The sequence below is a fragment of the Ruegeria sp. CG3 genome (assembly GCF_056537205.1).
Genome location: NZ_JBQFRC010000002.1, coordinates 175853 through 202782, shown reverse-complemented (window position 1 = coordinate 202782; position 26930 = coordinate 175853). Strand labels below are relative to the sequence as shown.

At 64.3% G+C, this 26930-nt stretch carries 24 protein-coding genes; 14 read left to right on the top strand and 10 right to left on the bottom strand.

Going from position 1 to position 26930, the window contains the following annotated elements; all coding sequences use genetic code 11:
- Positions 1–132 precede the first annotated feature (132 nt).
- Positions 133–2988 carry an aminomethyl-transferring glycine dehydrogenase gene (gene gcvP, locus ACR0NB_RS11545; protein WP_480775740.1) on the top strand — a complete coding sequence of 952 codons (2856 nt, stop codon included), beginning with the start codon at positions 133–135 and terminating at the stop codon, positions 2986–2988.
- Positions 2989–3026: 38 nt separating this feature from the next.
- On the opposite strand, the gene ACR0NB_RS11540 is transcribed toward gcvP, so the two are convergent.
- Positions 3027–4268 carry a cytochrome-c peroxidase gene (locus tag ACR0NB_RS11540; protein ID WP_480775914.1) on the bottom strand — a complete coding sequence of 414 codons (1242 nt, stop codon included), beginning with the start codon at positions 4266–4268 and terminating at the stop codon, positions 3027–3029.
- A gap of 45 nt (positions 4269–4313) precedes the next feature.
- Here ACR0NB_RS11540 and ACR0NB_RS11535 point away from each other — a divergent pair, with 45 nt between their 5' ends.
- Positions 4314–4784, top strand: a complete 471-nt coding sequence (locus ACR0NB_RS11535) for a tetratricopeptide repeat protein (protein WP_005980315.1) — start codon at positions 4314–4316, stop codon at positions 4782–4784.
- A 40-nt stretch (positions 4785–4824) separates the two neighbouring features.
- Here the strand turns inward: ACR0NB_RS11535 and ACR0NB_RS11530 are convergent, their stop codons facing one another.
- The 6 genes from ACR0NB_RS11530 to ACR0NB_RS11505 are packed head-to-tail and all read right to left on the bottom strand — an operon-like array spanning position 4825 to position 10401.
- A complete protein-coding gene (locus ACR0NB_RS11530) occupies positions 4825–5886 on the bottom strand; it encodes a TRAP transporter substrate-binding protein (RefSeq protein WP_170341179.1) in 1062 nt (353 codons plus the stop codon).
- Between the two features lie 25 nt (positions 5887–5911).
- A complete protein-coding gene (locus ACR0NB_RS11525; protein WP_170600227.1) occupies positions 5912–7201 on the bottom strand; it encodes a TRAP transporter large permease in 1290 nt (429 codons plus the stop codon).
- Positions 7202–7789 carry a TRAP transporter small permease gene (locus ACR0NB_RS11520; RefSeq protein WP_480775739.1) on the bottom strand — a complete coding sequence of 196 codons (588 nt, stop codon included), beginning with the start codon at positions 7787–7789 and terminating at the stop codon, positions 7202–7204. It abuts the gene before it with no gap.
- 52 nt (positions 7790–7841) lie between these two features.
- Complete coding sequence (locus ACR0NB_RS11515) at positions 7842–8360, bottom strand: flavin reductase family protein (RefSeq protein ID WP_480775738.1); 519 nt, start codon at positions 8358–8360, stop codon at positions 7842–7844.
- Positions 8357–9247, bottom strand: a complete 891-nt coding sequence (locus ACR0NB_RS11510) for an aldo/keto reductase (RefSeq protein WP_480775737.1) — start codon at positions 9245–9247, stop codon at positions 8357–8359. Before ACR0NB_RS11510 ends, ACR0NB_RS11515 begins: the two co-directional genes overlap by 4 nt.
- Positions 9247–10401: an LLM class flavin-dependent oxidoreductase gene (locus ACR0NB_RS11505; protein ID WP_093964187.1), complete on the bottom strand. Its 1155-nt coding sequence runs from the start codon at positions 10399–10401 to the stop codon at positions 9247–9249. The genes ACR0NB_RS11510 and ACR0NB_RS11505 overlap by 1 nt, the downstream gene beginning before the upstream one ends.
- Before the next feature lie 104 nt (positions 10402–10505).
- Between ACR0NB_RS11505 and ACR0NB_RS11500 the strand changes: the two genes are divergently transcribed.
- The 5 genes from ACR0NB_RS11500 (at position 10506) to ACR0NB_RS11480 (ending at position 16167) form a co-directional block, all read left to right on the top strand.
- The gene (locus tag ACR0NB_RS11500; RefSeq protein ID WP_170370181.1) at positions 10506–11216 is read left to right on the top strand and encodes a GntR family transcriptional regulator; all 711 of its coding nucleotides are present in this window, start codon (positions 10506–10508) and stop codon (positions 11214–11216) included.
- 13 nt (positions 11217–11229) lie between these two features.
- Complete coding sequence (locus ACR0NB_RS11495) at positions 11230–12330, top strand: Gfo/Idh/MocA family protein (RefSeq protein ID WP_170342104.1); 1101 nt, start codon at positions 11230–11232, stop codon at positions 12328–12330.
- Between the two features lie 182 nt (positions 12331–12512).
- Entirely contained in the window at positions 12513–13667 is a 1155-nt protein-coding gene (locus tag ACR0NB_RS11490) for a phosphoserine transaminase (protein WP_480775736.1), read from the top strand.
- 68 nt (positions 13668–13735) lie between these two features.
- Positions 13736–15331 carry a phosphoglycerate dehydrogenase gene (gene serA, locus ACR0NB_RS11485; RefSeq protein ID WP_480775735.1) on the top strand — a complete coding sequence of 532 codons (1596 nt, stop codon included), beginning with the start codon at positions 13736–13738 and terminating at the stop codon, positions 15329–15331.
- Between the two features lie 107 nt (positions 15332–15438).
- Positions 15439–16167: a metallophosphoesterase family protein gene (locus ACR0NB_RS11480; protein WP_480775734.1), complete on the top strand. Its 729-nt coding sequence runs from the start codon at positions 15439–15441 to the stop codon at positions 16165–16167.
- On the opposite strand, the gene ACR0NB_RS11475 is transcribed toward ACR0NB_RS11480, so the two are convergent.
- The 3 genes from ACR0NB_RS11475 to ACR0NB_RS11465 all read right to left on the bottom strand — a co-directional run bounded on the left by ACR0NB_RS11475 (position 16168) and on the right by ACR0NB_RS11465 (position 19857).
- Complete coding sequence (locus ACR0NB_RS11475) at positions 16168–17685, bottom strand: malonate--CoA ligase (protein ID WP_480775733.1); 1518 nt, start codon at positions 17683–17685, stop codon at positions 16168–16170.
- A gap of 77 nt (positions 17686–17762) precedes the next feature.
- Positions 17763–18467 (bottom strand): GntR family transcriptional regulator, encoded by a 705-nt coding sequence (locus tag ACR0NB_RS11470; protein ID WP_480775732.1) that lies wholly within the window; start codon positions 18465–18467, stop codon positions 17763–17765.
- A 28-nt stretch (positions 18468–18495) separates the two neighbouring features.
- Complete coding sequence (locus ACR0NB_RS11465; protein ID WP_480775731.1) at positions 18496–19857, bottom strand: formimidoylglutamate deiminase; 1362 nt, start codon at positions 19855–19857, stop codon at positions 18496–18498.
- A gap of 82 nt (positions 19858–19939) precedes the next feature.
- On the opposite strand from ACR0NB_RS11465, the gene hutI reads away from it, so the two are divergent.
- The 7 genes from hutI (at position 19940) to ACR0NB_RS11430 (ending at position 26930) form a co-directional block, all read left to right on the top strand.
- Entirely contained in the window at positions 19940–21148 is a 1209-nt protein-coding gene (gene hutI, locus ACR0NB_RS11460) for an imidazolonepropionase (protein ID WP_480775730.1), read from the top strand.
- Complete coding sequence (gene hutH, locus ACR0NB_RS11455) at positions 21145–22683, top strand: histidine ammonia-lyase (protein WP_480775729.1); 1539 nt, start codon at positions 21145–21147, stop codon at positions 22681–22683. Before hutI ends, hutH begins: the two co-directional genes overlap by 4 nt.
- A complete protein-coding gene (gene hutG / locus ACR0NB_RS11450; RefSeq protein ID WP_480775728.1) occupies positions 22680–23495 on the top strand; it encodes an N-formylglutamate deformylase in 816 nt (271 codons plus the stop codon). The genes hutH and hutG overlap by 4 nt, the downstream gene beginning before the upstream one ends.
- Positions 23492–25174, top strand: a complete 1683-nt coding sequence (gene hutU, locus ACR0NB_RS11445) for a urocanate hydratase (protein WP_480775727.1) — start codon at positions 23492–23494, stop codon at positions 25172–25174. Before hutG ends, hutU begins: the two co-directional genes overlap by 4 nt.
- Positions 25175–25246: 72 nt before the next feature.
- On the top strand, positions 25247–26125 hold the full coding sequence (serB, locus tag ACR0NB_RS11440) for a phosphoserine phosphatase SerB (RefSeq protein WP_480775726.1): 879 nt from the start codon (positions 25247–25249) through the stop codon (positions 26123–26125).
- Between the two features lie 50 nt (positions 26126–26175).
- Positions 26176–26505 carry an ArsR/SmtB family transcription factor gene (locus ACR0NB_RS11435; RefSeq protein WP_170364822.1) on the top strand — a complete coding sequence of 110 codons (330 nt, stop codon included), beginning with the start codon at positions 26176–26178 and terminating at the stop codon, positions 26503–26505.
- Positions 26493–26930 carry an SRPBCC family protein gene (locus tag ACR0NB_RS11430; protein ID WP_170341210.1) on the top strand — a complete coding sequence of 146 codons (438 nt, stop codon included), beginning with the start codon at positions 26493–26495 and terminating at the stop codon, positions 26928–26930. Before ACR0NB_RS11435 ends, ACR0NB_RS11430 begins: the two co-directional genes overlap by 13 nt.

Here is a 26930-nt window from a genome sequence, read left to right as displayed (position 1 = left end):
GTGCCGCCGAATTTGGGCTCCGCCCGTTCGGGCCTGAAACTGTCCACCGGACAGTTCCCGGGACGGCCCTTACTCCCCGCCGGAGGCTTCCTCAGTCTCCGTCGGGCCTGACCTATCCATGGGAGCGCTGCAATGGCCTTCAAACTGACCGACTACGAAGCCTATGACTTTGCCAACCGCCGCCATATCGGTCCCAGCCCGACCGAGATGCGCGACATGCTGAAAGTGATTGGCTTCAAGACGCTGGACGATCTGATCGACGCCACCGTCCCCCCGGCGATCCGGCAGAAAGAGCCGCTGGACTGGGGCCCGGCGATGACGGAACGCGACGCGCTCTATCACATGAAAAAAGTGGCGGGGAAGAACAAGGTTCTGACCTCGCTGATCGGTCAGGGCTATTACGGCACCACCACGCCGGCGCCGATCCTGCGCAACATTCTGGAAAACCCGGCCTGGTACACCGCCTACACGCCCTATCAGCCCGAGATCAGCCAGGGCCGGCTCGAGGCGCTGCTGAACTTCCAGACCATGGTCAGCGATCTGACCGGGCTGGACGTGGCCAATGCCTCGCTGCTGGATGAGGCGACCGCAGCGGCCGAGGCGATGGCGATGGCCAAGCGCGGTGGCCGGTCCAAGGCCAACAACGCGGCCTTCTTCGTGGACCGCAACTGCCACCCGCAGACCATCGCGGTGATCAAAACCCGGGCCGAGCCTTTGGGCATCGACGTCAAGGTCGCCGACCCTGACGATCTGGATCCCGGCGCCGTGTTCGGCGCAATCTTCCAGTATCCGGGCACCTATGGCCATGTGCGCGACTTCACATCGGAAATCGCGGCGCTGCATGAACACAACGCCATCGCCATCGTGGCCGCCGACATCCTGTCGCTGGCGCTGCTGAAATCCCCGGGCGAGATGGGGGCCGACATCGCCGTGGGCTCGACCCAGCGCTTCGGGGTGCCGATGGGCTATGGCGGCCCGCACGCCGCCTACATGGCCACCACCGACAAGCTGAAACGGGCGATGCCGGGCCGGATCATCGGCGTCAGCATCGACAGCCGCGGCAACAAGGCCTATCGCCTGGCGCTGCAGACCCGCGAGCAGCATATACGCCGCGAGAAGGCCAACTCGAACGTCTGCACCGCGCAGGCGCTGCTGGCGGTGATCGCCTCGATGTATGCCGTGTACCACGGCCCCGACGGGATCAAGGCGATCGCGCAGTCGGTGCACCGCAAGACCTCGCGCCTGGCGGCGGGTCTGGAAGAGCACGGCTTCAAGGTCGAGCCCGAGGTGTTCTTCGACACGATCACGGTCGAGGTCGGCCCGCTGCAGAAGACCGTCATGGAGGCGGCGGTGGCGCGCGGCGTCAACCTGCGCAAGGTCGGCGAGACCCGCGTCGGCATCAGCCTGGATGAACAGACCCGCGCCGAAACGATCGAGGCGGTCTGGGGCGCCTTCGGCATCGACAAGAAGGACGACAGCTCGAACAAGCAGTATCGCCTGCCGGACTATGCGCTGCGCGAGACGCCCTATCTGACCCACCCGATCTTCCACAAGAACCGGGCCGAGGCCGAGATGACCCGCTACATGCGCCGCCTGGCCGACCGCGACCTGGCGCTGGACCGGGCGATGATCCCGCTGGGCAGCTGCACCATGAAGCTGAACGCCACGATCGAGATGATCCCGGTCACCTGGCCCGAGTTCGGCAATCTGCACCCGTTCTGCCCCGAAGATCAGGCGCAGGGCTATCACGAGATGATTGCCGATCTGAACGACAAGCTGTGCCAGATCACCGGCTATGACGCGATCTCCCAGCAGCCCAACTCGGGCGCGCAGGGCGAATATGCAGGCCTGCTGACCATCCGTAACTATCACTTCGCCCGCAGCGAAGGGCACCGCAATGTCTGCCTGATCCCGACCTCGGCGCATGGCACCAACCCGGCCTCGGCGCAGATGGTCGGCTGGCAGGTGGTACCGGTGAAGGCGGACGCGAAGGGCAACATCGATCTGACCGACTTCCGCGAGAAGGCCGAGAAGCACTCGGACAACCTGGCCGGTTGCATGATCACCTACCCCTCGACCCACGGCGTTTTCGAGGAAACCGTGCAGGAGGTCTGCCAGATCACCCATGACCACGGCGGGCAGGTCTATATCGACGGGGCCAACATGAACGCCATGGTGGGTCTGTCGCGCCCCGGCGACATCGGCGGCGATGTCAGCCACCTGAACCTGCACAAAACCTTCTGCATTCCGCATGGCGGCGGCGGCCCCGGCATGGGCCCGATCGGCGTCAAGGCGCATCTGGCCGAGCACCTGCCGGGCCACCCGGAATACGGCACCGCCGTGGGTCCGGTTTCGGCGGCGCCCTTCGGGTCTCCGTCGATCCTGCCGGTCAGCTGGGCCTATGTGCTGCTGATGGGCGGTGCGGGTCTGACCCAGGCGACCAAGGTGGCGATCCTGAACGCCAACTACATCGCCGCGCGTCTGCAGGAGGCCTATCCGATCCTCTACACGTCCGAGTCGGGTCGTGTGGCGCATGAATGCATCCTCGACACCCGCCCGCTGGCCGAGGCAGGCAACATCACCGTCGACGACGTGGCCAAGCGGCTGATCGACAGCGGCTTCCACGCGCCGACCATGTCTTGGCCGGTGGCCGGCACGCTGATGGTCGAGCCGACGGAATCCGAGCCCAAGGACGAGCTGGACCGCTTCTGCGACGCCATGCTGTCGATCCGTGCCGAGGCGCAGGATGTCATCGATGGCAGGATCGACCCCGAGAACAACCCGCTGAAGAACGCCCCCCACACGGTGCGCGACCTGGTGGGCGAGTGGGACCGACCCTACACCCGCGAACAGGCCTGCTTCCCGCCGGGTTCCATGGGCGTCGACAAATACTGGTCGCCCGTCAACCGCGTCGACAACGCCTACGGAGATCGGAACCTCGTCTGCACATGCCCGCCCATGGACGCATACGAAGAAGCCGCAGAATAAAAACACCGAAACCCCCGCCCGATCCGGCGGGGGTTTTCTCAGGGCTTGAAGTCCGCGGGCACGCCAAAGGGCGGCGTCTCCACGCTCGTCCCGGTCAGGGCGTGCAGGAACGCCACCAACTGCGCGATTTCACCGTCGCTCAGGTCAACTGGCGTGATGTCGACCTTGGCGCGTTGGCGTGCCATCTCGAACTGGTCCTGCCAGACGATGAAATCGGCCTGTTCCAGCCACGGCACCTGGGGCAGCGCGGCCTGATCGGTTGTCCAGCGTGACAGGCTGGTTGCCGGGTTCAGGTGGTGACGGATGATCCCTTCGAGGTCGAGAAAGGCGCCGTTGTGGCCATAGGGTGCGGTCAGCGCCACGTTGCGCAGCATCGGCGTGCGGAACCGATAGGCGTCCTCCAGCCGGTCGCTTTCGCCCATGCGACCCACGTCGCGGGCATAGGCGTCCCATTGCCGGGTGCGGCCCGGGCCGAATGGCGGCAGGGCCAGCGCGTGGAATTTCTGATCCGACAGCAGCGGCCCCGAATGGCAGGTGGCGCACCGCGCCTTACCGTAGAACAGCCGCATCCCGGCCTTTTGATCGGGGGTCAGGGCGGTCTCGTCCCCAGCCAGGTACTGGTCGAACGGGCTGTCGGTGCTGCGCCATTCGATGGCCATGAAAGCGGCCAGAGCGTTGGCGACATGGGTGATGGTGATGTCCTCGGTGCTGTCCACGTCGTCAAAGGCGGCCACCATCGCCGGGCCGTATTTCGGGTCGGTCCGCACCCGTTTGGCGATGATCGGCCAGCCCTTATCGATCCGGTCATGCACGGCGCCGGTGACTTCGTTCTCGGCCACGTTCCCGGCCATTTCGAACTGAGCGGTCAGCGGAAACAGCGCCTGCGCGGCCAACAGCGAATTCAGCCCTTCGGGCAGCCATTCCTGCGCGGGCGAGTTAAACCCGTTGCCATAGACGTCCGACAGGCTGAGCCGCCCGTCATGGAACATCGTGTGGATGTCGCGCGCGCCCAGGTTCCACAGGCCCGGCGCGTTGCGCGGGATGCGCTTGCGGATGCGGTCTGCCCCGGTGCCGGGCGTGCGGTCCGGACCAAGGCCCTGGCCGCCCTCGCCGATGCCCAGCGACAGGCCGTCCGAGGTGCCGAAATCCGGGTGGTGGCAATGGGCGCAGCTGATGTTGCGGTTGCCCGACAGGATCGGGTCATAAAATAGCTGGTGACCGATCGCGGCCTGTTCCCTATCAAAGAACAGAAAGGCGTCATCGGTCAGCGGCGCGGGCAGCTCCTGCGCCCAGGCCGCCCCGCAAAACAGGAGACCCGCCGCCCCATGCGCCAGCTTGTGCTTGCCCTTTGTCTTGCCGCCACGCCCGTCTGGGCCGAACTGGAACAGGCCCGCGATCTGATGGAGGCGGGCGAGTTTGCCGCCGCGCGCGAACAGCTTCTGCCCGCGGCCCGGTCGGGCAACGCCGAGGCCGAGGAGCTGATCGGCGTGATGTACGGCCTTGGCCTTGGGGTCGAGCAGGACTATGAGCGCGCGTTCGAATGGTATCTGCGCGCCTCGATGAAGGGGCATCCGGGCGCGCAATCGGGTGTCGGGTGGTATTACGAGCTGGGCCTGGGACTGCCCGCGCCCGATCTGGTTCGGGCATACATGTGGTACACGCTCAGCGCCATCGGCGGCGACCCCGATGCGGCGATCAGCCTGGAAGAGGTGGTCAAGAAGATGACGCCCGAACAGATCGAAAAGGCCCATGTGTTGGTCAATGACTACAAGGGGTGGATGTACCCCTTTCGGTAAAGGCGGGCCGGGATGACGCGACACCCCGGCCCGAACCGTATCAGTTCAGGTCGGCGGCGCGTTCCGCGTTGATCTCGGCTTCGGCCTCGGCCACGGCCGCGGTCAGAGCGCCATAGATCTCGTCCCCGCGCGCGACGTTCTGCTGGAACCAGTCATAGACCGGGGTCGCGGCCTGCTTGAACGCTTCTTTTTCCTCGGGGGTCGGCACGTACAGGTCGCCGCCACCGGCCACGAAATCCTCGTAGGCCTGGATCGACTTGCGCTTGGGCGAGGCAAAGGTGGCCTGCTGCAGCGCATAGAACCCATCGACGACGACACGGCGCAGGTCTTCGGGCATTTCCTGGAACTTGGCGTTGTTCATCCACCAAAGCGCGCCCATATAGGCGTGCCCGTCCAGCGTTACATATTGCAGGCCGGCATCGGGGAATTTCATGCCCATGATGTCGGTGATGCCGTTTTTCGAGCCGTCAACCACGCCGGTCTGGAAACTGGTGAAGAGTTCCGGCCACGGGATCGGAGTGGGCGAGGCGCCCAGGGCCTTGACCAGTTCCTGCGGCAGGTCTGCGACAACGGTGCGGATCTTCAGCCCGTCCATGTCGGACGGCTGGGTCACGCGGCGCTTGGTGTTGGCGAAGTTGCGCCAACCGCCGGTGTTGCCAATGGTCATCAGGCGGATCGCGCCGCCCGAATCTTCCAGCGCCATTTCGCGCATCTTGCGGGTGAAATCACCCGACAGAACCCGCTCGGCGATGCGGTCGTCGGCCATCAGATAGGGCAGGTCCAGAACCTGCACGTAAGGGAAGATGCCCGAGGCCCCGCCCGAGGTCGAGATGTAGATGTCGATGGTGCCGTCGGCCACGCCCTGCAGGCATTCGGCCCCGTTCGAGCACAGCTGCGTGCCGATGAACAGCTCGACCTCGATCGCGCCGTTCGAGGCGTTCTCGACGAAGTTCTTGAACACGACCAGGCCGTCATAGTCCTCGTCGTTTTCGTTCGAATTGGCGGTGGCGCGCAGCGTATAGTCGGCCGCCGAGGCCGCCAGCGCCGAGGCCGCCACCAGCGACGTGGCCAGTGCTGCGGTTTTGAAGAATGTTCTGAGCATGCGTTTCCTCCCTGTGGTACTCAGTCTAGTTTGCAAATCCCGTCAAACGCGGGATCGTCATGGATATTGCGGGGACATAGGTGATCAGGAAGATCACCGCGATTTCGACGGCCAGGAACGGCAGGATCGCCTTGGCGATGGTTTCCACCCGTTCTCGTGACACCGCGGCAGCCACGAACAGCACCAGACCCATCGGCGGCGTGGCCAAGCCAACGGTCAGGTTGACGCTCATGATGATGGCGAAGTGGATCGGGTCGACCCCCAGGCTGGTGAAGATCGGGCCCAGGATCGGCCCCAGGATGATGATCGCCGGGCCTGCATCCAGGAACATGCCCACGACGAACAGCAGCAGGTTGATCAGGAACAGCAGAATCAGCGGGTTTTCGGACAGTCCGAGGATCAGCGCGGCCAGCTGCTCGGGCGCATGGCTGAGGCTGACCACGGTCTTGAACGCCATCGCGGCCCCCACCAGCAGCAGCACCACGGCCGAGGTCATGCCCGCATTGCTGAGGACTTCGGGCACCTCTTTCAAGGTCAGCGTGCGCAGCACGAAAAACCCGATGATGAAGGCATAACCGACGGCAACGGCTGCGGCCTCGGTCGGGGTGAAGATGCCGCCCAGAATGCCGCCCAATATGATCACCGGCGTCATCAGCGGGAAAAAGGCTTTGAGGCTGGCCTGACCGCGCTCGGGCCAGGTGTATTTGCGGCTGGCCACCGGGAAATCATACCGGTCGGCCATGACCTTGATCATCAGCATCAGACCGATGCCCACCATGACACCCGGCACGATGCCCGCCAGGAACAGGGCCGCGACGCTTTCGCCCATGACATAGGCATAGATGATCATGATCCCCGAGGGCGGGATGATCGGCCCGATGACCGAGCTGGCGGCGGTGATCGCTGCGGCGAACTTGCGGGTATAGCCCTGCTTCTCCATCGCCGGGATCAGCATCGAGCCGAGCGCCGAGGTATCGGCCACCGCCGAGCCCGACAGCCCCGCAAACAGGATCGAGCTGAGCACGTTCACATGCGCCAGCCCGCCGCGCAGATGCCCCATCAGCGCCTGGCTGAACTCGACCAGACGGATGGTGATGCCGCCGCGGTTCATCAGCTCTCCGGCCAGCATGAAGAAGGGGATGGCCATCAGCGGAAAGCTGTCCATCCCGTTGTAGACGTTGCGATACAGTAGCGTGATGTCGTTGGACTGGCCGTTCAGCCACAGCAGCAGGCCGGGCGCGGCCAGCAGTGCGAAAAAGACCGGCAGGCCGATCAGCAGAAACACCAGAAATACGGGGAGGAACCAGACCAGCATCTATTCGGCCCCCACGGCGGCTTCGGGGATCTCGGGCAGCAGGTCCTTGCCGCCCAGCAGGGTGATGATCGAGCGCAGGATCAGCTCGATGTTGACCGACAGCAGCAAGATCACGCCCACCAGCAGGGAGGCCATCATCCAGCTGCGCGGGATCCGGTACCATTCGTCAAAGCCCAGCGACGTGGGCAAATACAGCGCGGCGGTGGCGAAACGCCCGCCAAAGCCCGTGACCTCGGACCAGCCGATGCGCACGGCGACCACCAGAACCGTCAGGCTGAGCAGCAGCAGGAACAGGTTCAGCAACTGGCCGGGTACGCGCGGCAGCAGGCGGACCAGCATGTCGATGGCCACAAACCCGCCGCGCCGGAAGGCGGTGGGCGCCATCAGGCCGGTCATCCACAACATGCAGAACCGTGCGGCCTCGTCAGGCCAGGGCAGGGCGTTGCCCAGAACGTAGCGGAAGAACACCTGGATCAGGATCGCGATCACCATGAAGGCGATCGCAACGACACCAACCGCGCGGCCCAGACGCAGCGCGGTTTCGTTCACGAATGCAATCGGCGCAAGCGCCGATGTCAATCCGCCCATGCGGATCCTCCCTGTTCAGGCCGCGGGTTTGGCCCGCGACCGTGTCCCGCGCTTATTGGTGCGCGAATTGGCCGAGCTTGCCGGCGTAAAAGGTCAGCGCGTCTCCGTCTGCCATGCTGGCCCGCAAGACCTTGCCCACCACGATAACGTGATCGCCCGCATCGTGATACGCATGTTGTTCACATTCGAACCGCGCCAGGCATCCGCGCAGCAGCGGCGTTCCGTTTTCGCAGCGGTCGTGGTCGATGTCGCGCAGGGCAAAGGCGTCTTTCGAGCAGCCAAAGCACAGCTCGGCCTGGTCGGCCGACAGAACATGAACACTGAAATGACGCGCCTTGTGAAAATAGGGAAACCGGCGCGAGTTTCGGTCGCCGGCCCACATCACCAAGGCCGGGTCCAGCGACAGCGAGGAAAAGCTGTTGGCCGTGATGCAGACCGGCCCGTCGGGGCTGTCGCAGGTCACCACGGTAACGCCGGTGGCGAACCGGCCGAAAGCGTCCCGCAGGGTGCGGGTGTCGTCCTTGTGCGGAATGAAGGTGCGCGCCATGTCGTTCGAGAATGCGTTCATCATGGTACCTCATGCCCCAGCGCCGCCTCGTAGAGGCGGAACCAGGCTTCACGATCCAGATTGACTTTCAGGGCGTCCGAAATGCGCTTGATGCGGTCCAGGCTGTTGGTGCCCAGAACCGGCAGGATGCCGGCCGGATGGGCCAGCAGGAAGGCCACGGCCACCGCGGCCCGGTCGACGCCGAACTGCGCGCCGATCTCGTCCGCGACGCCGCCCACCGGAGGATTGCCCGCCATCAGCGCCCCGCCGCCCAGCGGCGACCACGCCATCACCGGGTGTCCGTGCTGCTGGTGAAAGGCCAGATCGCCATTGGTGAACGGGGCGATCGCGCCCAGAGAAATCTCGATCTGGTTGGTCACCAGCGGGGTCTTCATGGCCGATTGCAGCAGCTGCCAGTCCCAGGGGCGGAAATTCGACACGCCCACCGCGCGGACCTTGCCGCTCGCCACCACCTCGTCCAGCACGGCGCCGGTTTCATGGTGGTCCATGAACGGATCGGGGCGGTGGATCAGCAGCAGGTCGATATGGTCGATCGCCATTTCCCGCAGCGCGGTGTCCACAGATTTCAGGATGTGCGCGCGCGAGGTGTCATAGTATTTCACCTTGGCATCCGCATAGCGCCCGCAGGGGGCGACGATGTCGCATTTGGTGACGATCTCCATCCGGTCTCGCAGGCCCGGATTGGCGCGCAGGGCGTTGCCTAGAACCGCCTCGGCGCCATAGTCGCCATAGATGTCGGCCTGATCGAAGCTGGTGATGCCCTGATCCAGACAGGCATGGATTTTGGCCGCCACATGCGCGGCCGAGGTGTCGCTGTCATCGCCCAGCCGCCACATGCCATAGACAAGGCGGCTCAATTCCAGGGTGTCAGAAAGCTTGATACGTTGCATCAACGACGAACTCCGTTGCCCAGCGGCGTCGCCGGGGTGTCAGCAGGGACCCTTCCATAGGCTTCGGGAAGGGAACAGGTTTTCAGATGCGGCATCACACGGGTGCCGAAATGGCGGGCCTCGTCCATGTGCGGATAGCCCGAGAAGATGAAGGCGCGGATGCCCATCTTCTGATACTCTTCGATCTTCGACAGCACTTGGTCGGTCGAGCCCACCAGCGCCGCGCCGCAGCCTGACCGCGCCCGGCCGACGCCTGTCCACAGGCCCGGTTCGACATAGCCGTATTTGTCGGCCAGCTCGCGGTTCCTGGCCTGATGCGAAACACCGAGCGAGGTGGCGTCCAGCGCCCGTTCGCGGATCGCGCGGCCGTATTCGTCATCCAGTTTCGACACGATGTAGTCGGCATATTCCTTGGCCTCGGCCTCGGTGTCGCGCACGATCATGTGCACCCGCAGACCATAGTCCAGCGTGCGGCCGTACTCGTCGGCCACCGCGTGCACGGCTTTCATCCGCTCGGCCAGCTGGTCCTTGGTTTCGGGCCACATCAGATAGACGTCGCAATGCTGGCCGCACAGCTTCAGCGCATCGGGCGAATAGCCCCCGAAATACAGCAGCGGCCCGCCGGTTTGATAGGGTTTGGCCGGATCGGTCGTCAGACCCGAGAAATTGTAGACCTGACCCTGGTAATTGATCTCATCCTGCGTCCAGGCCTGTTTCAGAATCTCGACCACCTCACGCGAGCGCTGGTATCGATAGCTGCTTTCGGCCTTTTCCCCCGGAAAATCCGACGAGATGATGTTGACCGTCAGCCGACCCTTCAGCATGTGGTCCAGCGTCGCGATGGTGCGCGCCAGCATGATCGGCTGCATCTCGCCGCAGCGCACGGCGGCCAGCAGGTTGATCTTTTCGGTGATCGGGGCGCAGCCGGCGACAAAGCTCAGCGTGTCCTGCCCCACCTGATACGAGGACGGGCACAGGATGTTGCGGAAGCCCTGCGCCTCGGCCTCTTTCACGATGCCCGAGCAATGTTCCCAGCTGGAGCGCAGATCGCCGTCGGGCACGCCGAGAAACTGATAATCGTCCGAGCACAGCGCCGCGAACCACGAAACCTCGGCCGCATCCAGATCGGGGGATGTGATGGGGACGATCGTCATCTGATTCTCTCTCCTGCCGGGCTCAACTTTTCTCTTGCGTAGCAACCACATTGATGTAGATCAATAGTGTATCAATTTTTTCTGCGACCAAGTGAAGCGCCCGCGTGCCCCCATCCAACAGAAACTCCAACGCCCTGCCGATCTATGTGCAGATCGCCGAGCTGCTGATCCGCGATATCGCCGCCGGCCGGCTGATCGATGGCGAGCGTCTGCCGCCCGAACGGGACATGGCGGCGCAGTTGAACGTCTCGGTCGGGACGCTGCGAAAATCGCTCGCCGAGCTGGAAAAAAAGGGGATGCTCGAGCGGATCCAGGGCTCGGGCAACTATGTGCGCGAGACCGGAACCCAGAACAGCGTCTATGCCATGTTCCGGCTGGAACTGCCCGAGGGCGGCGGCCTGCCGCGCGCCGACATCCTGTCGGTCGATCACCTGGACAAGCCCGCCGACCTGCCCGATTTCGGCACCGCTCGGTGCGGGTCGCGCGTGCGGCGGATACGCTATCTGAATGACACAATCATCGCGGTCGAGGAAATCTGGCTGGACGAATCAGCCGGTCTGATCGACCGGCGGCTGCTGTCGGACTCGCTCTATCGCTATTACCAGCAGCAACTTGGGTTCTGGATCACCCGCGCCGAGGATCGGGTTTCGGTCGGTCGGCTGCCCGATTGGACCCCCGCGAACTTCACCCGGCCGGCGGGCGAGACCGTCGGTTACATCGAGCGGTTCAGTTGGTCGGAACGGCCTGAACCCGTCGAGTTTTCGAAAACCTGGTTCGACCCGGACCGGGCAACTTACGTCCAACGACTGAAATGACGAGGAAACGCGCATGACCCGGACCATCAATTACGGGCTGATCGGATGTGGCATGATGGGGCAGGAACACCTGCACAACATCGCCTTGCTGGAGGGCACGCAAGTGGCCGCCATTTTCGAACCCGACCCCGAGATGGCGCGCGCCGCGCAGGCGATTGCGCCGGGGGCCAGGATGGTGCCGTCGCTGCAGGACCTGCTGGCGGTCGAGGCGCTGGACTGCCTGGTCATAGCCAGCCCCAACCATCTGCATGTGGATCAGATCGCCCAGATCGCCGAAACGCGTCCCTTGCCCCTGTTGGTGGAAAAGCCGCTGTTCACCAACCCCGACGATGCGGCCCGTCTGGCCGAGATCGAGCGCAGCTATCCCTGTCCGATCTGGGTGGCGATGGAATATCGCTACATGCCGCCCATCGCCGCCCTGATCGCCGAGGCGCAGGACACCAGCGGCGGGGTCAAGATGCTGAGCATCCGCGAACACCGCTTTCCATTCTTGGAAAAGGTCGGCAACTGGAACCGGTTCAACCGCAACACCGGCGGCACGTTCGTCGAGAAATGCTGTCATTTCTTCGACCTGATGCGCCTCATCCTGCAATCCGACCCGGTGCGCATCAGCGCCAGCGGCGGGCAGGCCGTGAACCATCTGGACGAAACCTATGACGGCGAAACGCCCGACATCCTCGACCACGGCTATGTCAACATCGATTTCGCCTCGGGCGCGCGGGCGATGCTGGAACTGTGCATGTTCGCCGAGGGCGCGCGGTATCAGGAGGAAATCTCGGTCGTCGGCCCCAAGGCCAAGATCGAGGCGCTGGTCCCCGGGCCGGGCCGGTTCTGGCCCGAATATCTGGGCGAGCCGCCGGTGCCGCAGCTGATCGTCAGCCCGCGCGACCCCAAGGGCCCTATCGCCCGCGACATCCCCGTCGATCCGCGCCTGCTGGCGGCGGGTGACCACAACGGCTCGACCTTCTATCAGCATCAGGGCTTTCTGGCGCTGGTGCGCGGCGAGCGCGACGCCCCGGAGGTCAGCCTGACCGACGGCATGTGGGCGGTGCGCATGGGGCTGGCGGCGCAGCAATCGCTGGCCACGGGTGAAACCGTCCGGCTGGATCGCTGAGGTCTTTCTGCGGGTGCAAAATGCGCCGATCGGAAACCTGTGTTCCGATTTGGCGTCACCGCCTGTGTCGTTTTTGATATTCAAAGTGTCTTTTCCGCTTGCCCGCCCATCTGCGGCCCCCTAGGTCTGGCCGCGGGACACCCCTCCCCAACGAGGGGCGTATATCTGGAAGGGTAACACCAATGACCATCGAACGACCGGCAACGCGGCCGGCCAATCCGCGTTTTTCCTCTGGCCCCTGCGCCAAACCCCCCACATTCGAGCTGAACAAGCTGGCCGGTGCCGCGCTGGGCCGGTCGCACCGCGCAGCCGTCGGCAAGGACAAGCTGAAGGCCGCCATCGAAGGCACGCGCGAGCTGCTGGGCATTCCGGCTGACTATCGCATCGGCATCGTTCCGGCCTCGGATACCGGCGCGGTGGAAATGGCGCTGTGGTCGCTGCTGGGCGAACGCAAGGTCGAGATGTTGGCCTGGGAAAGCTTTGGCGCGGGTTGGGTCACCGACGTGGTCAAACAGCTGAAGATCGACGCCGAGGTGAAAACCGCCGATTACGGGCAGATCGTCGATCTGGCGTCCATCGATTTCAACAATGACGTGGTCTTTACCTGGAACGGGACCACTTCGGGTGTACGGGTTCCAAATGGCGACTGGATCGCCGATGACCGCGCCGGCCTGACCATCTGCGACGCCACCAGCGCCGCTTTCGCTATGGACCTGCCCTGGGACAAGCTGGATGTCACCACCTTCAGCTGGCAGAAGGTTCTGGGTGGCGAGGCCGCGCATGGCATGCTGATCCTCAGCCCCCGCGCGGTCGAGCGGCTTGAAAGCTATACCCCCGCATGGCCGCTGCCGAAGATCTTCCGCCTGACCAAGGGCGGCAAGCTGATCGAGGGCATCTTTCAGGGCGCAACCATCAACACGCCGTCGATGCTGGCGGTCGAGGATTACCTGTTCGCGCTGGACTGGGCGCGCTCGGTCGGCGGGCTGCAGGGCCTGATCGCCCGCGCCGATGCCAACGCTCAGGCGATTTTTGAGTTTTGCGACCAGAACGACTGGATCGACAACCTGGCCGAGGACCCGGCCACGCGGTCGAACACCAGCGTCTGCCTGAAATTCACCGATCCGCGTGTTCGCGACGGCGCAAGCTTTGCCAAGGCGGTCGCCAAGCGGCTGGAGGCCGAGAACGTGGCGCTGGACATCGGCGCGTACCGCGATGCGCCGGCCGGGCTGCGCATCTGGTGCGGCGGCACGGTCGAGACGTCCGACATCCAGGCGATGCTGCCCTGGCTGAAATGGGCGTTCGAGGCCGAGATCGCCGCACAGGCCGAAGCCGCCTGATCCCTTTCCCCGACAAGATCCAGGCCGCGTACGGCCCGGAGTCATCATCGCATTCAAGGACCACGCACATGGCCCCCAAAGTACTCGTATCCGACAAGCTCAGCGAAACCGCGGTTCAGATCTTCCGCGACCGCGGCATCGACGTGGATTTCTTGCCCGACGTGGGCAAGGACAAGGAAAAGCTGGCCGAGATCATCGGCAACTATGACGGCCTGGCCATCCGCTCGGCCACCAAGGTCACCGAGAAGATCTTGGAGAAGGCCGACAAGCTGAAGGTGATCGGCCGCGCCGGCATCGGCACCGACAATATCGACAAGGACGCGGCCTCGAAAAAAGGCGTGATCGTGATGAACACGCCCTTCGGTAACATGATCACCACCGCCGAGCACGCCATCGCGATGATGTTCGCCGTGGCGCGTCAGATCCCCGAGGCCAATGCCAGCACCCATGCGGGCAAGTGGGAAAAGTCCAAATTCATGGGGGTCGAACTGACCAACAAGACGCTGGGCGTGATCGGTGCCGGCAATATCGGTGGCATCGTCTGCGACCGGGCGCATGGCCTCAAGATGAAGGTCATCGCCTATGACCCCTATCTGGGCCAGGAGAAGGCCGACAAGATGGGCGTGGAAAAGGTCGAGCTGGACGAGCTGCTGACGCGGGCCGATTTCATAACCCTGCACGTGCCGCTGACCGACCAGACCCGCAACATCCTCAGCCGCGAGAACCTGGCCAAGACCAAGAAGGGCGTGCGCATCATCAACTGCGCCCGCGGCGGTCTGGTCGATGAAGAGGCGCTGGCCGAACTGATCAAATCCGGCCATGTCGCCGGCGCGGGGTTCGACGTGTTCAGCGAGGAACCGGCCAAGGAAAACCCGCTGTTCGGCCTGCCCAACGTGGTCTGCACCCCGCATCTGGGCGCCGCGACCACCGAAGCGCAGGAAAACGTGGCGCTGCAGGTGGCCGAGCAGATCTCGAACTATCTGCTGACCGGGGCGGTCGAGAATGCGCTGAACATGCCCAGCGTCACCGCCGAAGAGGCCAAGGTCATGGGGCCTTGGATCAAGCTGGCTGGACATCTGGGCAGCTTCATCGGCCAGATGACCGACGAGCCGATCAAGGCGATCAACATCCTGTATGACGGCGTGGCGGCGCAGATGAACCTGGCCGCGCTGAACTGCGCGGTGGTGGCGGGGATCATGAAACGCTCGAACCCCGAGGTGAACATGGTCTCGGCTCCGGTCGTGGCCAAAGAGCGCGGCGTCAAGATCTCGACCACCAACCAGGACAAATCGGGCGCCTTCGAGGGCTATATCAAGGTGACCGTGGTGACCGACAAGCGCGAACGCTCGATCGGGGGCACCGTGTTCAGCGACGGCAAGCCGCGCTTCATCCAGATCAAGGGCATCAACATCGATGCCGAGGTCGGCGCGCATATGCTGTACACCACCAACGAGGACGTGCCGGGCATCATCGGCACCTTGGGTAAGACCATGGGCGAGCATGGCGTGAACATCGCCAACTTTACCCTGGGCCGCGCCCAGGCGGGTGGCGAGGCGATCGCGCTGCTGTATGTTGACGAGCCGGTTCCGGCCGAAGCCCGCGCAAAGCTGGCTGAAACCGGGCTGTTCACCCAGATCAAGCCGCTGGAGTTCGACGTGGTCTGATCCGGCAAGACCCGGATGAAAGCGATTGACGCCTGCACCCGCCCGGTGCAGGCGTTGTCGTTGCAAAGGCCCGCAAATCCAACCCGGGCCGGAACGGAGACATGGACATGACCGCGCCCATCTACGCCATCGGTGATCTACACGGCCAGACGGCCGAGTTCGACCGCGCCCTGTCGCTGATCGAGCAGGATGGCGGGCGCGATGCGCGGATCGTGTTTCTGGGCGACTACGTCGATCGCGGCCCGGACAGCAAGGGCGTGCTGGACCGGCTGATTGCCGGGCGCGACGCCGGGCGGAACTGGGTCACGCTGCTGGGCAACCATGACCGCATGTTCGCGTGGTTCCTGCAGGATGAGCCGCGCCATGATCCGCATCTTCTGGTCGGCTACCACTGGCTGCATGCGCGGCTGGGCGGAACCGAAACCCTTCGCAGCTATGGTGTCGAATTCGAAGACCGTACCCGGCTGCAGGATGTGCATCGGGCGGCCCTTGCTGCGGTGCCGGTCGCGCACAAGGCTTTTCTGCGCGACCTCGTACGGATGCATCAGACCCCCGAGATTGCCTTTGTCCATGCCGGCATCCGGCCGGGCGTGCCGCTGGGCGCGCAGGCCGAGGACGATCTGGTCTGGATCCGTCAGAGCTTTCACGCCTGCGAAACCCCGCATCCCAAGCTGATCGTGCATGGCCACACGGTGGTGGACCGCCCCACCCATTACTGGAACCGCATCAACCTGGACAGCGGCGCGGGCTATGGCCGCCAAACCGGGGTCGCCGTGTTCGAGGGGCGCGACTGCTGGTTGCTGACCGAAGCCGGACGCGTGCTGTTGCGTCCCTGATCAGCCGCCCGCGAACATGTTCTTGTAGGCCTCGCGGAGGGCGTTTTTCTGCACCTTGCCCATCGTATTGCGCGGCAGTTCGTCCAGCAGGATCAGCCTGCGGGGATGTTTGAAACGGGCAAGGCTTTGGCTCACCGCCTCCATGATCGCATCCAGATCCGGTGCCGCGCCGGCCTCGGGCACCAGGATGCCCAGCACGGTTTCCCCGAAATCCGGGTGCGGCACGCCGATCACCGCGCTTTCCAGCACGCCGGGCTGGTCATCCAGAACCAGCTCGACTTCCTTGGGATAGATGTTGTAGCCGCCCGAGATGATCAGGTCTTTGCCGCGCCCAACGATATGCACATAGCCGTCCGCGTCGATGCGGCCCAGATCACCGGTGATGAAGAACCCGTCCTCGCGCAGTTCGGCGGCGGTTTTCTCGGGCATCTGCCAATAACCCTTGAACACGTTCGGGCCGCGCACCTCGATCATGCCGATCTCGCCCTGCGGCAGCTGATCGCCCGTTTCGGGGTCGGTGATCTTCAACTCGACCCCCGGCAGCGAAAAGCCCACGGTTCCGGCCCGACGTTCGCCGTCATAGGGGTTCGAGGTGTTCATGTTGGTCTCGGTCATGCCATAGCGTTCAAGGATACGGTGACTGGTGCGTTGCTCGAACCGCGTGTGGGTTTCGGCCAGCAGCGGCGCCGAGCCGGAAATGAACAGCCGCATGTGCCGGGTCAGATCTCCGGTGAACCGGTCGTCGTCCAGAAGCCGGGTGTAGAAGGTCGGCACCCCCATCATCGAGGTGGCCTTGGGCATCAGGCGCAGGATGTCGTCCAGATCGAAGCCCGGTAGAAAGATCATCGATCCACCGGCCGACAGCATGACATTGGTGGCCACGAACAGGCCGTGGGTGTGAAAGATCGGCAGCGCGTGCAGCAACACGTCGTCCGCGGTGAAGCGCCACTCCTGCACCAGCGTTTCGGCATTCGACAGCAGGTTCGCCTGCGTCAGCATGGCACCCTTGGACCGCCCGGTGGTGCCCGATGTGTAAAGGAAAGCTGCGAGGTCATCCTCGGTCCTATGCGCGGGTTCGAAGGCTGGCAACATCCCAAGTGCGCGCCGCATCAGGCTGCCGGAACCGTCCGCGTTCAGGGTTTCGAGCATTGCATTCTGCGCTTGGGCAATCGGCTCGATATCGGCTTGTGAATTGGCATCCGCGACAACCATCCGAGCACCGCTGTTTTCGATGAAATACCGCAGCTCGTCTGTCGTGTAGGCGGTGTTCAGCGGCAGAAATATCAGCCCGGCCTGAACGCAGGCTGCATAAAGCGCCAGCGCCTCGGGCGATTTCGCGACCTGCACCGCAACGCGGTCATCCGGTTCCAGTCCGCAGGCCGTCAAAGCGTTGGCGATCCGGGCCGCCATGTCCAGGAAATCGGCATGCGAGAGAACGCGTCCGTCCGGCAGATGCAGGAACGGCGTTGTCTTACCCGCGTGAATGCCGAAAAGTCGATCGTATAGCGGGTTGCTCATCCCGTTCTCCGTGTTGCCGTTGCTCGGTCAAGGCGAACCTGTACCGGAATCGGGCCGCGGTAAAGGCCCGGACAGCCTCAGAACCGGGTGGTCATCCGGTAACCGGCCGCGAAATACATCTTGGCGAAGGTAACTGGGCTGCCTTGCAACCAGGTGATACGTTCCGCGGTAAAGACCGGGTCGCCAACCGTTACGTCCAGAAATCCGGCCAGTTCGGCATCGGCGCGGCTTGCCAGAAAAGACAGCTCGACATTGGTGAAGGGGACCGTCTGAATCAGCCATTCATTGGGTCCCAGCGTCGAGAAATCAGCCTGTTCGACAGCCGGAACGCTGGCCGTAACGATCCAGCGATCCTCGAACTGAAACGGGGTGTTGTCCGAAAAATGCATGCACCGAACATGCATCACCCGCCGATCCGATCCCAGCGCCAGCCGCGCGGCCAGCCAGTCGGGCGCCTGTTCGGCTTGGGCTGAAACAAGTGCATAGCGGTAGGTGCCGCCCAGAGCCTCGACCTCTTCCCGGACCAACGGGATGGTGAACCGGGCCTGTCTCTGCGGCGCGCTCAGCACCCGGGTACCGGCCTTGCGGCGACGTTCCAGAAATCCTTCCTCGGCCAGTTCGCGCAATGCCCGATTGACGGTGGTACGCGTGCAGGAAAATTCGACCGCAAGGTCCTGCTCGTTGGGCAGCAACATGTCCGGCAGCCACTGGCCCGAGCGGATGCGGTCAAGCACAGTCTGCTTGATTTCCTTGTAGCCGGTCGTGTCAGCGGTCTGGGTCATCTTGATCTCAACTCAGTTCTTTTTCGGGTCAGACGTCGGTCAACAGGTCTGCAATCGCGGCTTTGTAGTCTCTGATTATCGTCTCGCGCGCAATATGCCTGCCATCCCGCACCATATGACGGCCCGCCGACCACAGATCCGTTACCAGACCATCGGGTGCGGCAAAGCACAAGCCGTCCAGAAGTTGATGATCCGCCAGCGCGCAAAGCGTTGGGTGCGACCGGTCGAGCGCCACCAGGTCGGCCAGTTTGCCCACCGCGATCTCTCCGGCGTTGCGGCCCAGAGCCTGCGCCCCGCCTTGTGCCGCGCCGGTGTACAAGGCATGCCCCACGGAACCGTTGGTTGCCGCCAGAACCGCGCGGGATCGGTCGCGAAGGCGCTGAGAATATTCCAGACTGCGCAACTCCTCTGGCAGAGAAATCCGCACGTTGGAGTCTGACCCGACACCGAACCGTCCTCCAGCGTCAAGGTAGGGCACTCCGTTGAAGATCCCGTCGCCCAGGTTGGCTTCTGTGATCGGACACAGGCCGGCCACGGCCTCCGAACGCGCCAGAGCGCGTGTTTCGGCGTCGTTCATCTGGGTGGCATGGATCAGACACCAGCGTGAGTCGACCTGGGCATTGTCCAGAAGCCAGGCGACCGGGCGTTGGCCCAAAGCGGATTGCACGTCCTCGACCTCTTTCACCTGTTCGGCGATATGGATGTGAACCGGACCCTCCGGAACCTGCGCCAGCAGCAGGGCCAAGTCTGTGGGAGAGGTGGCGCGCAACGAGTGCGGCGCGATGCCGACCACTGTGTCCGCGGCAAGATCTGCGGCAGCCGACCGGCACTCGTGATACAAGTCCATGAACCGGTCCACGTCATTGCCGAACCGCAGCTGGCCGCCAGTCAGGGGCTCTTGGCGGACGCCGCCGTAGGAATAGAGAACCGGCAAATGGGTCAGACCGATTCCCGTCCGCAAAGCTGCTGCGAAGATACGCTGGCTCAGCTCGGAAAGCTGGTCGTAGGGCGCGCCGCCGGGCTGGTGATGCACATAGTGGAATTCCCCGACTGCGGCATATCCGGCCTCCTGCATCTCAAGGAACACCAGCGCGGCGATGGCCTCCAACTGCTCGGGCGTCAACCTGTCCAGAAAGCGGTACATCAGATTTCGCCAGGACCAGAAGCTTTCCCGCCCGGCTGCGCGAAACTCGGTCATACCGGCCATGGCGCGCTGAAACGCGTGGCTGTGCAGGTTCGACAAGGCTGGTTGCAGGACATCTACGCAGGTGTCGGCCGACTGTGGACGCGCGCCGGTCTCCAATCCCGTGATGACACCATTCGCAGTTTCGACCCTCAGGTCCGAAACCCAGTTAGAGTCTAACAAAGCGGTTTTGGCGTGGATCTGCATCGGCGTTTCTTTTTTGTGTAGACTTTAATTTTTTACACGTATACGAAAAATTGAAACCCGAGGGGAGTCCAAAAGAATCGCGATGACCAGAAATTCGGTGATTTGTTGTCGGCGGATCGCAACCATGGCGGATGGGGTTGCGTCCTATGGCTTGGTCGCAGACGCGGCGATTGCTGTTTCGTCGGGCCGGATCCAATGGGTCGGGCCGCGCCGAGATCTGCCGCCGGATCACGCCGACTGGCCGATCGTCGATTTTGCAGATCGGTTGATCACTCCGGGCCTGATCGATCCGCACACGCATGCGATTTTCGGGGGCAACCGGGCGGTTGAGTTCGAAATGCGTTTGAACGGGGCAACCTACGAGGAGATCGCGCGCGCCGGCGGGGGCATTCTGTCGACGGTCACCGCCACACGCGCCGCCAGTATGCAGGACCTGATCCAAGAGGCGCTGCCTCGCATAGACGCGCTGTTGGCCGAGGGTGTGACCTGCATTGAAATCAAGTCCGGTTACGGACTGGATCAGGACACCGAGCTGCGCATGTTGCGCGCGGCCCGGGAAATTGCAAAGCAGCGCCCGGTGCGGGTTCGGACCAGCTTTCTGGGCGCGCATGCGATCCCACCCGAATTCACCGGGCGCGCGGATGCCTATATCGATACGGTCTGCATCCCGACCCTGCGTGCGGCCCATGCCGAGGGGCTGGTCGACGCGGTCGACGGGTTCTGCGAGGGAATCGCGTTCGATACGACTCAGATCGCGCGGGTGTTCGACGCAGCGCGTGATTTGGGGCTGCCGGTCAAACTGCATGCCGAGCAATTGTCGAACCTGGGCGGGGCCCGGCTGGCTGCGTCCTACGGCGCCCTGTCAGCCGATCATGTCGAATATGTGGATGCCGCCGGAGTGGCGGCCATGGCCGAGGCTGGAACGACTGCGGTTCTGCTGCCCGGGGCATTCTACACGTTGCGGGAAACGCAGGCTCCGCCGATCGACCTGTTCCGCAAGGCCGGGGTGCCGATGGCCCTGGCCACCGATTGCAACCCGGGGTCCTCGCCGCTGACGTCGCTGCTGCTGACGATGAACATGGGCTGCACCCTGTTTGGCATGACCCCGGCCGAGGCGTTGGCTGGGGTCACCCGCAATGCCGCCCGCGCGCTTGGGCTGAGTGATGCCGGCACGATAGCGCCGGGGCAGCGGGCGGATCTGGCCGTGTGGGACGTCTCCCACCCGGCCGAGCTGGCCTATCGGATCGGGTTCAACCCGCTGCAAGCACGTATTTTCGGAGGGGAGGCATGAGCGCTCTGACCTTGGTTCCGGGGCAGGTCTCGCTGGCCCAACTGGCGGATATCTACTGGAACGAAACGCCGGTGGTTTTGGATCATAGCTGCCGCCCGGCTGTCGAGGCCGCCGCCGCCCGCATCGCCGAGGCCGCCGCCGGGGACCAGCCCGTCTATGGCGTGAATACCGGTTTCGGCAAGCTGGCCAGCCTCAAGATCGCGGCCAAGGACACCTCGGCGCTGCAGCGCAACCTGATCCTCAGCCATTGCTGCGGGGTCGGTCCGGCGGTGCCGCGGCGGTTGGCGCGCCTGATGATGGCGCTCAAGCTGTTGTCTTTCGGGCGCGGCGCATCTGGGGTGCGGTGGGCGCTGGTGGACCTGCTGCAGCAGATGCTGGCCCGTGGCGTGACACCGGTGATCCCGGCGCAGGGCTCGGTGGGGGCCTCGGGTGATCTGGCGCCGCTGGCCCACATGACGGCGGTGATCATCGGCGAAGGCGAAGCCGAGCTGAACGGTACGGTCATGCCGGGCGCACAAGCCTTGAAAAAGGCCGGATTAGAGCCTGTTCAACTGGGGCCGAAAGAGGGGCTGGCCTTCATCAACGGCACCCAGTTTTCGACGGCCTACGCCTTGGCGGGCCTGTTCGAGGGCTGGCGCGCGGCGCAGAACGCGCTCGTCGTTTCGGCCGTATCGACCGATGCCATCATGGGCTCCACCGCGCCGCTGCAACCCGAGATCCATGCCCTGCGCGGTCATCGCGGCCAGATCGAGGCCGCCAGCGCCATGCGGGCCGTGTTGCAGGGGTCGGAAATACGCGAAAGCCATCGCGAGGGCGACAGCCGCGTGCAGGATCCGTATTGCATTCGCTGCCAGCCGCAGGTCACCGGTGCCGCGATGGACGTGATCCGGCAGGCTGCCGCCACCCTGCAGACCGAGGCCAACGCGGCCACTGACAACCCGCTGGTGCTGTCCGATCCCGACATGATCGTTTCGGGCGGCAATTTTCACGCCGAACCGGTGGGATTTGCCGCCGACATGATCGCGCTGGCCCTGTCCGAGATCGGGGCCATCGCGCAACGCCGGATCGCGCTGATGGTGGATCCGACGCTCAGCTTCGATCTGCCGCCATTCCTGACCCCCGACCCGGGCTTGAATTCCGGCTTCATGATCGCCGAGGTCACGACCGCCGCGCTGATGAGCGAAAACAAGCATCTGGCCAATCCGTGCGTCACCGACAGCACGCCCACCTCGGCCAACCAGGAAGATCACGTCTCGATGGCCGCCCATGGGGCGCGGCGTCTGACGCGCATGGTGAAAAACCTGAACCATATTCTGGGGATCGAACTGCTCTGCGCCGCCCAGGGCGTCGAGTTTCGCGCCCCGCTGGTCACCAGCGCGCCCTTGCAGCGGGTGATTGCGCGGCTGCGCGCCGATATCCCGCCTTTGGCGGAGGACCGGTACCTGGCCCCGGAACTGGAGCAGGCCAAGGATCTTGTGGCCAGCGGCGCGATACTCGAGGCGCTGGGCGTACCGCTGCCGGAGGTGACGGCATGACCATGGTCGAGGTGCAGCGGGGGCAGGGCCCGATCGTGCTGGGCCAACCGCATGGCGGAACCGTCGTGCCCGAGGAGATCCATGCGCGCCTGAACCAGACTGGCCGGGCGTTGGCCGATACGGATTGGCACATAAATAGGCTCTATAAGCGGCTATTGGGCGATGCGACGGTGGTTCAGTCCCGCGTGCACCGCTATGTGATCGACGCCAATCGCGATCCGGCGGACGTGTCGCTCTATCCGGGGCAGAACACGACGACCCTGGTGCCGCTGACCGATTTCGACGGGCAACCCATATGGCTGGAAGGGCAGGAGCCGTCGGAAGATGAAATCGAGGAGAGGCGCGAGAAGTTCCACGCCCCCTACCACGCCGCGTTGCAGGAAGAATTGGAGCGGGTGCGGGCCAGGCATGGCGTGGCGATCCTGTTCGACTGCCACTCGATCCGGTCCCTGATCCCCTTCCTGTTCGACGGAGAGTTGCCGGTGTTCAACACGGGCACCAATGACGGCACCACCTGCGCACCCGAGGTCGCGCATGCGGTGGATGCCGTGGCCCATGCGTCGGGCTGTACCGCGGTGCTGAACGGCCGATTCAAGGGCGGCTGGACCACCCGGCACTATGGCCGCTCAGACAAGGGTATACATGCGATCCAGATGGAGATCGCCCAACGCGCCTATATGGACGAGACCCCGCCCTGGACCTGGCGCGCGGACCGGGCTGAACGCCTGCGCCCGCACCTGCAAGAGATGCTTGACCGCCTGCTTGCCTTGGCCTTGTCGGGCGCACTGGCCGAAAAAGGAGCCCCGAAATGAGTGACCCGCGCAAGAACACCCGTGACGTCTTTCCACCGACCGGGCCGGACCTGAATGCCAAAAGCTGGCTGACCGAGGCCCCGTTGCGGATGCTGATGAACAACCTCCACCCCGACGTTGCCGAAAACCCGCACGAATTGGTGGTCTATGGCGGCATCGGCCGTGCGGCTCGAACCTGGAAGGATTTCGACACTATTGTGGCCAGTTTGAAGGATCTCGAGTCCGACGAGACCCTGATCGTGCAGTCCGGAAAGCCGGTGGCGATCATCCGCACTCACAAGGACGCGCCGCGGGTGCTGATCGCCAATTCCAACCTCGTGCCGCATTGGGCGACCTGGGATCATTTCAACGAATTGGATCGGAAGGGCCTGATGATGTACGGCCAGATGACGGCCGGGTCGTGGATCTACATCGGCACGCAGGGCATCGTTCAGGGCACCTATGAAACCTTCGCCGAGGCCGGGCGCCAGCACTATGGTGGTGACCTGACCGGGCGATGGATCCTGACCGGTGGGCTGGGCGGCATGGGCGGAGCTCAGCCCCTGGCGGCAGTCTTCGCCGGGGCCTGCTGTCTGGCGGTGGAATGCAATCCTGACAGCATCGATTTTCGCCTGCGCACCAAATACCTGGATGAAAAAGCCGAAACGCTGGACGAGGCGCTCGCCATGATCGACCGCTGGACCAAGGCGGGCGAGGCGAAGTCCGTGGGTCTGCTGGGCAATGCGGCCGAGATCTTTCCCGAGATCTACCGCCGCATGGCCGCCGGTGGGATGCGCCCCGACATCGTAACCGACCAGACCAGCGCCCATGATCCGATCAACGGGTATCTGCCCTTGGGCTGGACCTTGGCGCAATGGCGCGAAAAGCGGGAAACAGACCCTAAAGCAGTGGAAAAGGCCGCACGCGCCTCGATGAAGCAGCATGTCGCGGCGATGGTCGATTTCTGGAACGTGGGCGTGCCGACGCTGGACTATGGCAACAACATACGGCAGGTGGCGCAGGACGAGGGGCTTGAGAACGCCTTTGCCTTTCCCGGTTTCGTCCCGGCCTATATCCGCCCGCTGTTCTGCCGTGGCATCGGCCCGTTCCGCTGGTGCGCGCTGTCGGGCGACCCCGAAGATATCTACAAGACCGACGCCAAGATGAAGGAGTTGTTCCCCGAGAACGAGCATCTTCATCGCTGGCTGGACATGGCCCGTGACCGGATCGCGTTTCAGGGCCTGCCCGCGCGGATCTGCTGGATCGGGCTGGGCGACCGGCACCGCGCGGGTCTGGCCTTCAACGAGATGGTCGCGAAGGGAGAACTGAGCGCTCCGGTCGTCATCGGACGGGATCATCTGGACAGCGGCTCGGTCGCCAGCCCCAACCGCGAGACCGAGGCGATGCTGGACGGGTCCGACGCCGTGTCGGACTGGCCGCTGCTGAACGCGTTGATCAATACCGCCAGCGGCGCGACCTGGGTGTCGCTGCATCACGGCGGCGGGGTCGGCATGGGCTTCAGCCAGCACGCGGGCGTGGTGATCTGCGCCGACGGCACCGAGGACGCCGCGCGGCGGCTTGAGCGGGTGTTGTGGAACGACCCGGCCTCGGGCGTGTGGCGTCATGCGGATGCGGGGTATGACATCGCCAAGGACTGCGCCCGCGAACACGGGCTGCGCCTGCCGGGCATTCTGGGCTAGCGGCGCGGAATTGGCCTCTGGCGGAAATGCTGCGCCTGCGATATGCGCAGGGCAGGCTGCCGGAGGATCAAGATGTACGTTGCCACCCTGTTGACCAACCCCAAGACGCCGTCGCTGGACGGGGCGCTGATCGACTCGCTGCGCAATGCCTGGGGCGGGGGCGACATCCAGTGGCTGAGCCCCGACGAGGCGGCCGAATTTGCCCTGCCGGCGGTTCCGGCCAACCGTTGGGATGTCTGGGCCGACCTGCAGAAATTGGGCGTCGATCTGGTGGTGCAGCCGGCCGAGGGCCGCCGCATGAAGATGCTGCTGGCCGATATGGACAGCACGATGATCCAGCAGGAATGCATCGACGAACTGGCCGACGAGGCCGGGGTAGGCGAGCGGGTCAAGGACATCACCGCCCGCGCCATGAATGGCGAGCTGGATTTCGAAGGCGCGCTGACCGAGCGGGTGGGCCTGCTGAAGGGGCTGGACGTGTCGGTGATCGACCGGGTGCTGAACCAGCGCATCACCCTGATGCCGGGCGGCCGCGAACTGGTGGCGACGATGCGGGCCAATGGTGGCTATGCCGCGCTGGTCTCGGGCGGGTTCACGGCGTTCACGGCCCGCGTGGCCGAGCTGCTGGGTTTTGACGAGAACCGCGCCAACACGCTACTGGCGGAGGACGGCAAGCTGACCGGTGACGTGCAGCGCCCGATCCTGGGCTGTCAGGCCAAGGTCGAGGCGCTGGAGCAGATATCGGCCCGGCTGGGTATTTCCGAGGCCGAAGTGATCGCCGTGGGCGACGGGGCGAATGACCTGGGCATGCTGGAGCGCGCCGGAACAGGCGTGGCCCTGCACGCCAAGCCCTCGGTCGCCGCGCAATGCGACGTGCGCATCAACCATTGCGACCTGACCGCGCTGCTGTACCTGCAGGGATATGCCCGATCGGACTTTGCGCGGGGCTGATCCGACGGTTTCGGGTTCCCATTGTTTAACATTCGTGTTAATCAATAGCTATGAACACGCTGCTCGATGCCTTTTCGGCCCTGTCCGACCCGACCCGATTCACGATCGTTGAACAACTGATGGATCACGGCGAACTGCCTGCCGGAGATCTAGCCCAGGGCAAGGGCATGTCCGGCGCGGCCATTTCCCGGCACCTGAAGGTTCTGCGGCAGGCCGGGCTGGTGAATCAGCGCGTCAACGGTACCCAGCGCATCTATTCGATCCGCCCCGAGGGGCTGCGCGCGATTGCCGAATGGACCATCTCGAAACGACAGTTCTGGGAGGCCAGCCTGGACCGCCTGGGCGACATTCTGCAGGAGGACTCCTCATGGCCGACCTGAAGCTGGTGCGCGACTTTCCGGTCAGCGCCGAAACCCTGTTCGCCTGGATCAGCGACGGAACCAGATTGTTGCAGTGGTGGGGGCCCGAAGGGGTCGAGGTGCCGGAGCACGATCTGGATTTCTCGCGCCTAGGTCCGTGGTATTCGGTCATGGTCAATCGCGAGGGGCAGCGTTTCAAGGTGTCCGGGCATGTGACCCATGTGGACCCACCGAACTCGGTCGGGTTCACCTGGGGCTGGCATGACGACCAGGACCAGCGCGGCGCCGAGAGCCATGTGAAGCTGGCGGTCGAGCCGACCGACACCGGAGCGCGCCTGATCCTGGATCACCGCGATCTGGGCGATGACGACGTCTCGGCCAATCATGAAAGCGGCTGGACTTCGTCGCTGCGCAAGCTGGAAGCCCGGCTTGCCAACCCCGTCTGA

Coding starts and splice junctions, on each gene's coding strand:
- ACR0NB_RS11520 (WP_480775739.1), bottom strand. CDS start 7,789: ATGGGCGGATTGACATCGGCGCTTGCGCCGATTGCATTCGTGAACGAA.
- ACR0NB_RS11530 (WP_170341179.1), bottom strand. CDS start 5,886: ATGCTCAGAACATTCTTCAAAACCGCAGCACTGGCCACGTCGCTGGTG.
- ACR0NB_RS11475 (WP_480775733.1), bottom strand. CDS start 17,685: ATGAGCAACCCGCTATACGATCGACTTTTCGGCATTCACGCGGGTAAG.
- ACR0NB_RS11480 (WP_480775734.1), top strand. CDS start 15,439: ATGACCGCGCCCATCTACGCCATCGGTGATCTACACGGCCAGACGGCC.
- serA (WP_480775735.1), top strand. CDS start 13,736: ATGGCCCCCAAAGTACTCGTATCCGACAAGCTCAGCGAAACCGCGGTT.
- serB (WP_480775726.1), top strand. CDS start 25,247: ATGTACGTTGCCACCCTGTTGACCAACCCCAAGACGCCGTCGCTGGAC.
- ACR0NB_RS11470 (WP_480775732.1), bottom strand. CDS start 18,467: ATGACCCAGACCGCTGACACGACCGGCTACAAGGAAATCAAGCAGACT.
- ACR0NB_RS11430 (WP_170341210.1), top strand. CDS start 26,493: ATGGCCGACCTGAAGCTGGTGCGCGACTTTCCGGTCAGCGCCGAAACC.
- ACR0NB_RS11510 (WP_480775737.1), bottom strand. CDS start 9,247: ATGCAACGTATCAAGCTTTCTGACACCCTGGAATTGAGCCGCCTTGTC.
- ACR0NB_RS11435 (WP_170364822.1), top strand. CDS start 26,176: ATGAACACGCTGCTCGATGCCTTTTCGGCCCTGTCCGACCCGACCCGA.
- ACR0NB_RS11490 (WP_480775736.1), top strand. CDS start 12,513: ATGACCATCGAACGACCGGCAACGCGGCCGGCCAATCCGCGTTTTTCC.
- gcvP (WP_480775740.1), top strand. CDS start 133: ATGGCCTTCAAACTGACCGACTACGAAGCCTATGACTTTGCCAACCGC.
- hutI (WP_480775730.1), top strand. CDS start 19,940: ATGACCAGAAATTCGGTGATTTGTTGTCGGCGGATCGCAACCATGGCG.
- hutU (WP_480775727.1), top strand. CDS start 23,492: ATGAGTGACCCGCGCAAGAACACCCGTGACGTCTTTCCACCGACCGGG.
- hutH (WP_480775729.1), top strand. CDS start 21,145: ATGAGCGCTCTGACCTTGGTTCCGGGGCAGGTCTCGCTGGCCCAACTG.
- ACR0NB_RS11525 (WP_170600227.1), bottom strand. CDS start 7,201: ATGCTGGTCTGGTTCCTCCCCGTATTTCTGGTGTTTCTGCTGATCGGC.
- hutG (WP_480775728.1), top strand. CDS start 22,680: ATGACCATGGTCGAGGTGCAGCGGGGGCAGGGCCCGATCGTGCTGGGC.
- ACR0NB_RS11535 (WP_005980315.1), top strand. CDS start 4,314: ATGCGCCAGCTTGTGCTTGCCCTTTGTCTTGCCGCCACGCCCGTCTGG.
- ACR0NB_RS11515 (WP_480775738.1), bottom strand. CDS start 8,360: ATGATGAACGCATTCTCGAACGACATGGCGCGCACCTTCATTCCGCAC.
- ACR0NB_RS11505 (WP_093964187.1), bottom strand. CDS start 10,401: ATGACGATCGTCCCCATCACATCCCCCGATCTGGATGCGGCCGAGGTT.
- ACR0NB_RS11465 (WP_480775731.1), bottom strand. CDS start 19,857: ATGCAGATCCACGCCAAAACCGCTTTGTTAGACTCTAACTGGGTTTCG.
- ACR0NB_RS11495 (WP_170342104.1), top strand. CDS start 11,230: ATGACCCGGACCATCAATTACGGGCTGATCGGATGTGGCATGATGGGG.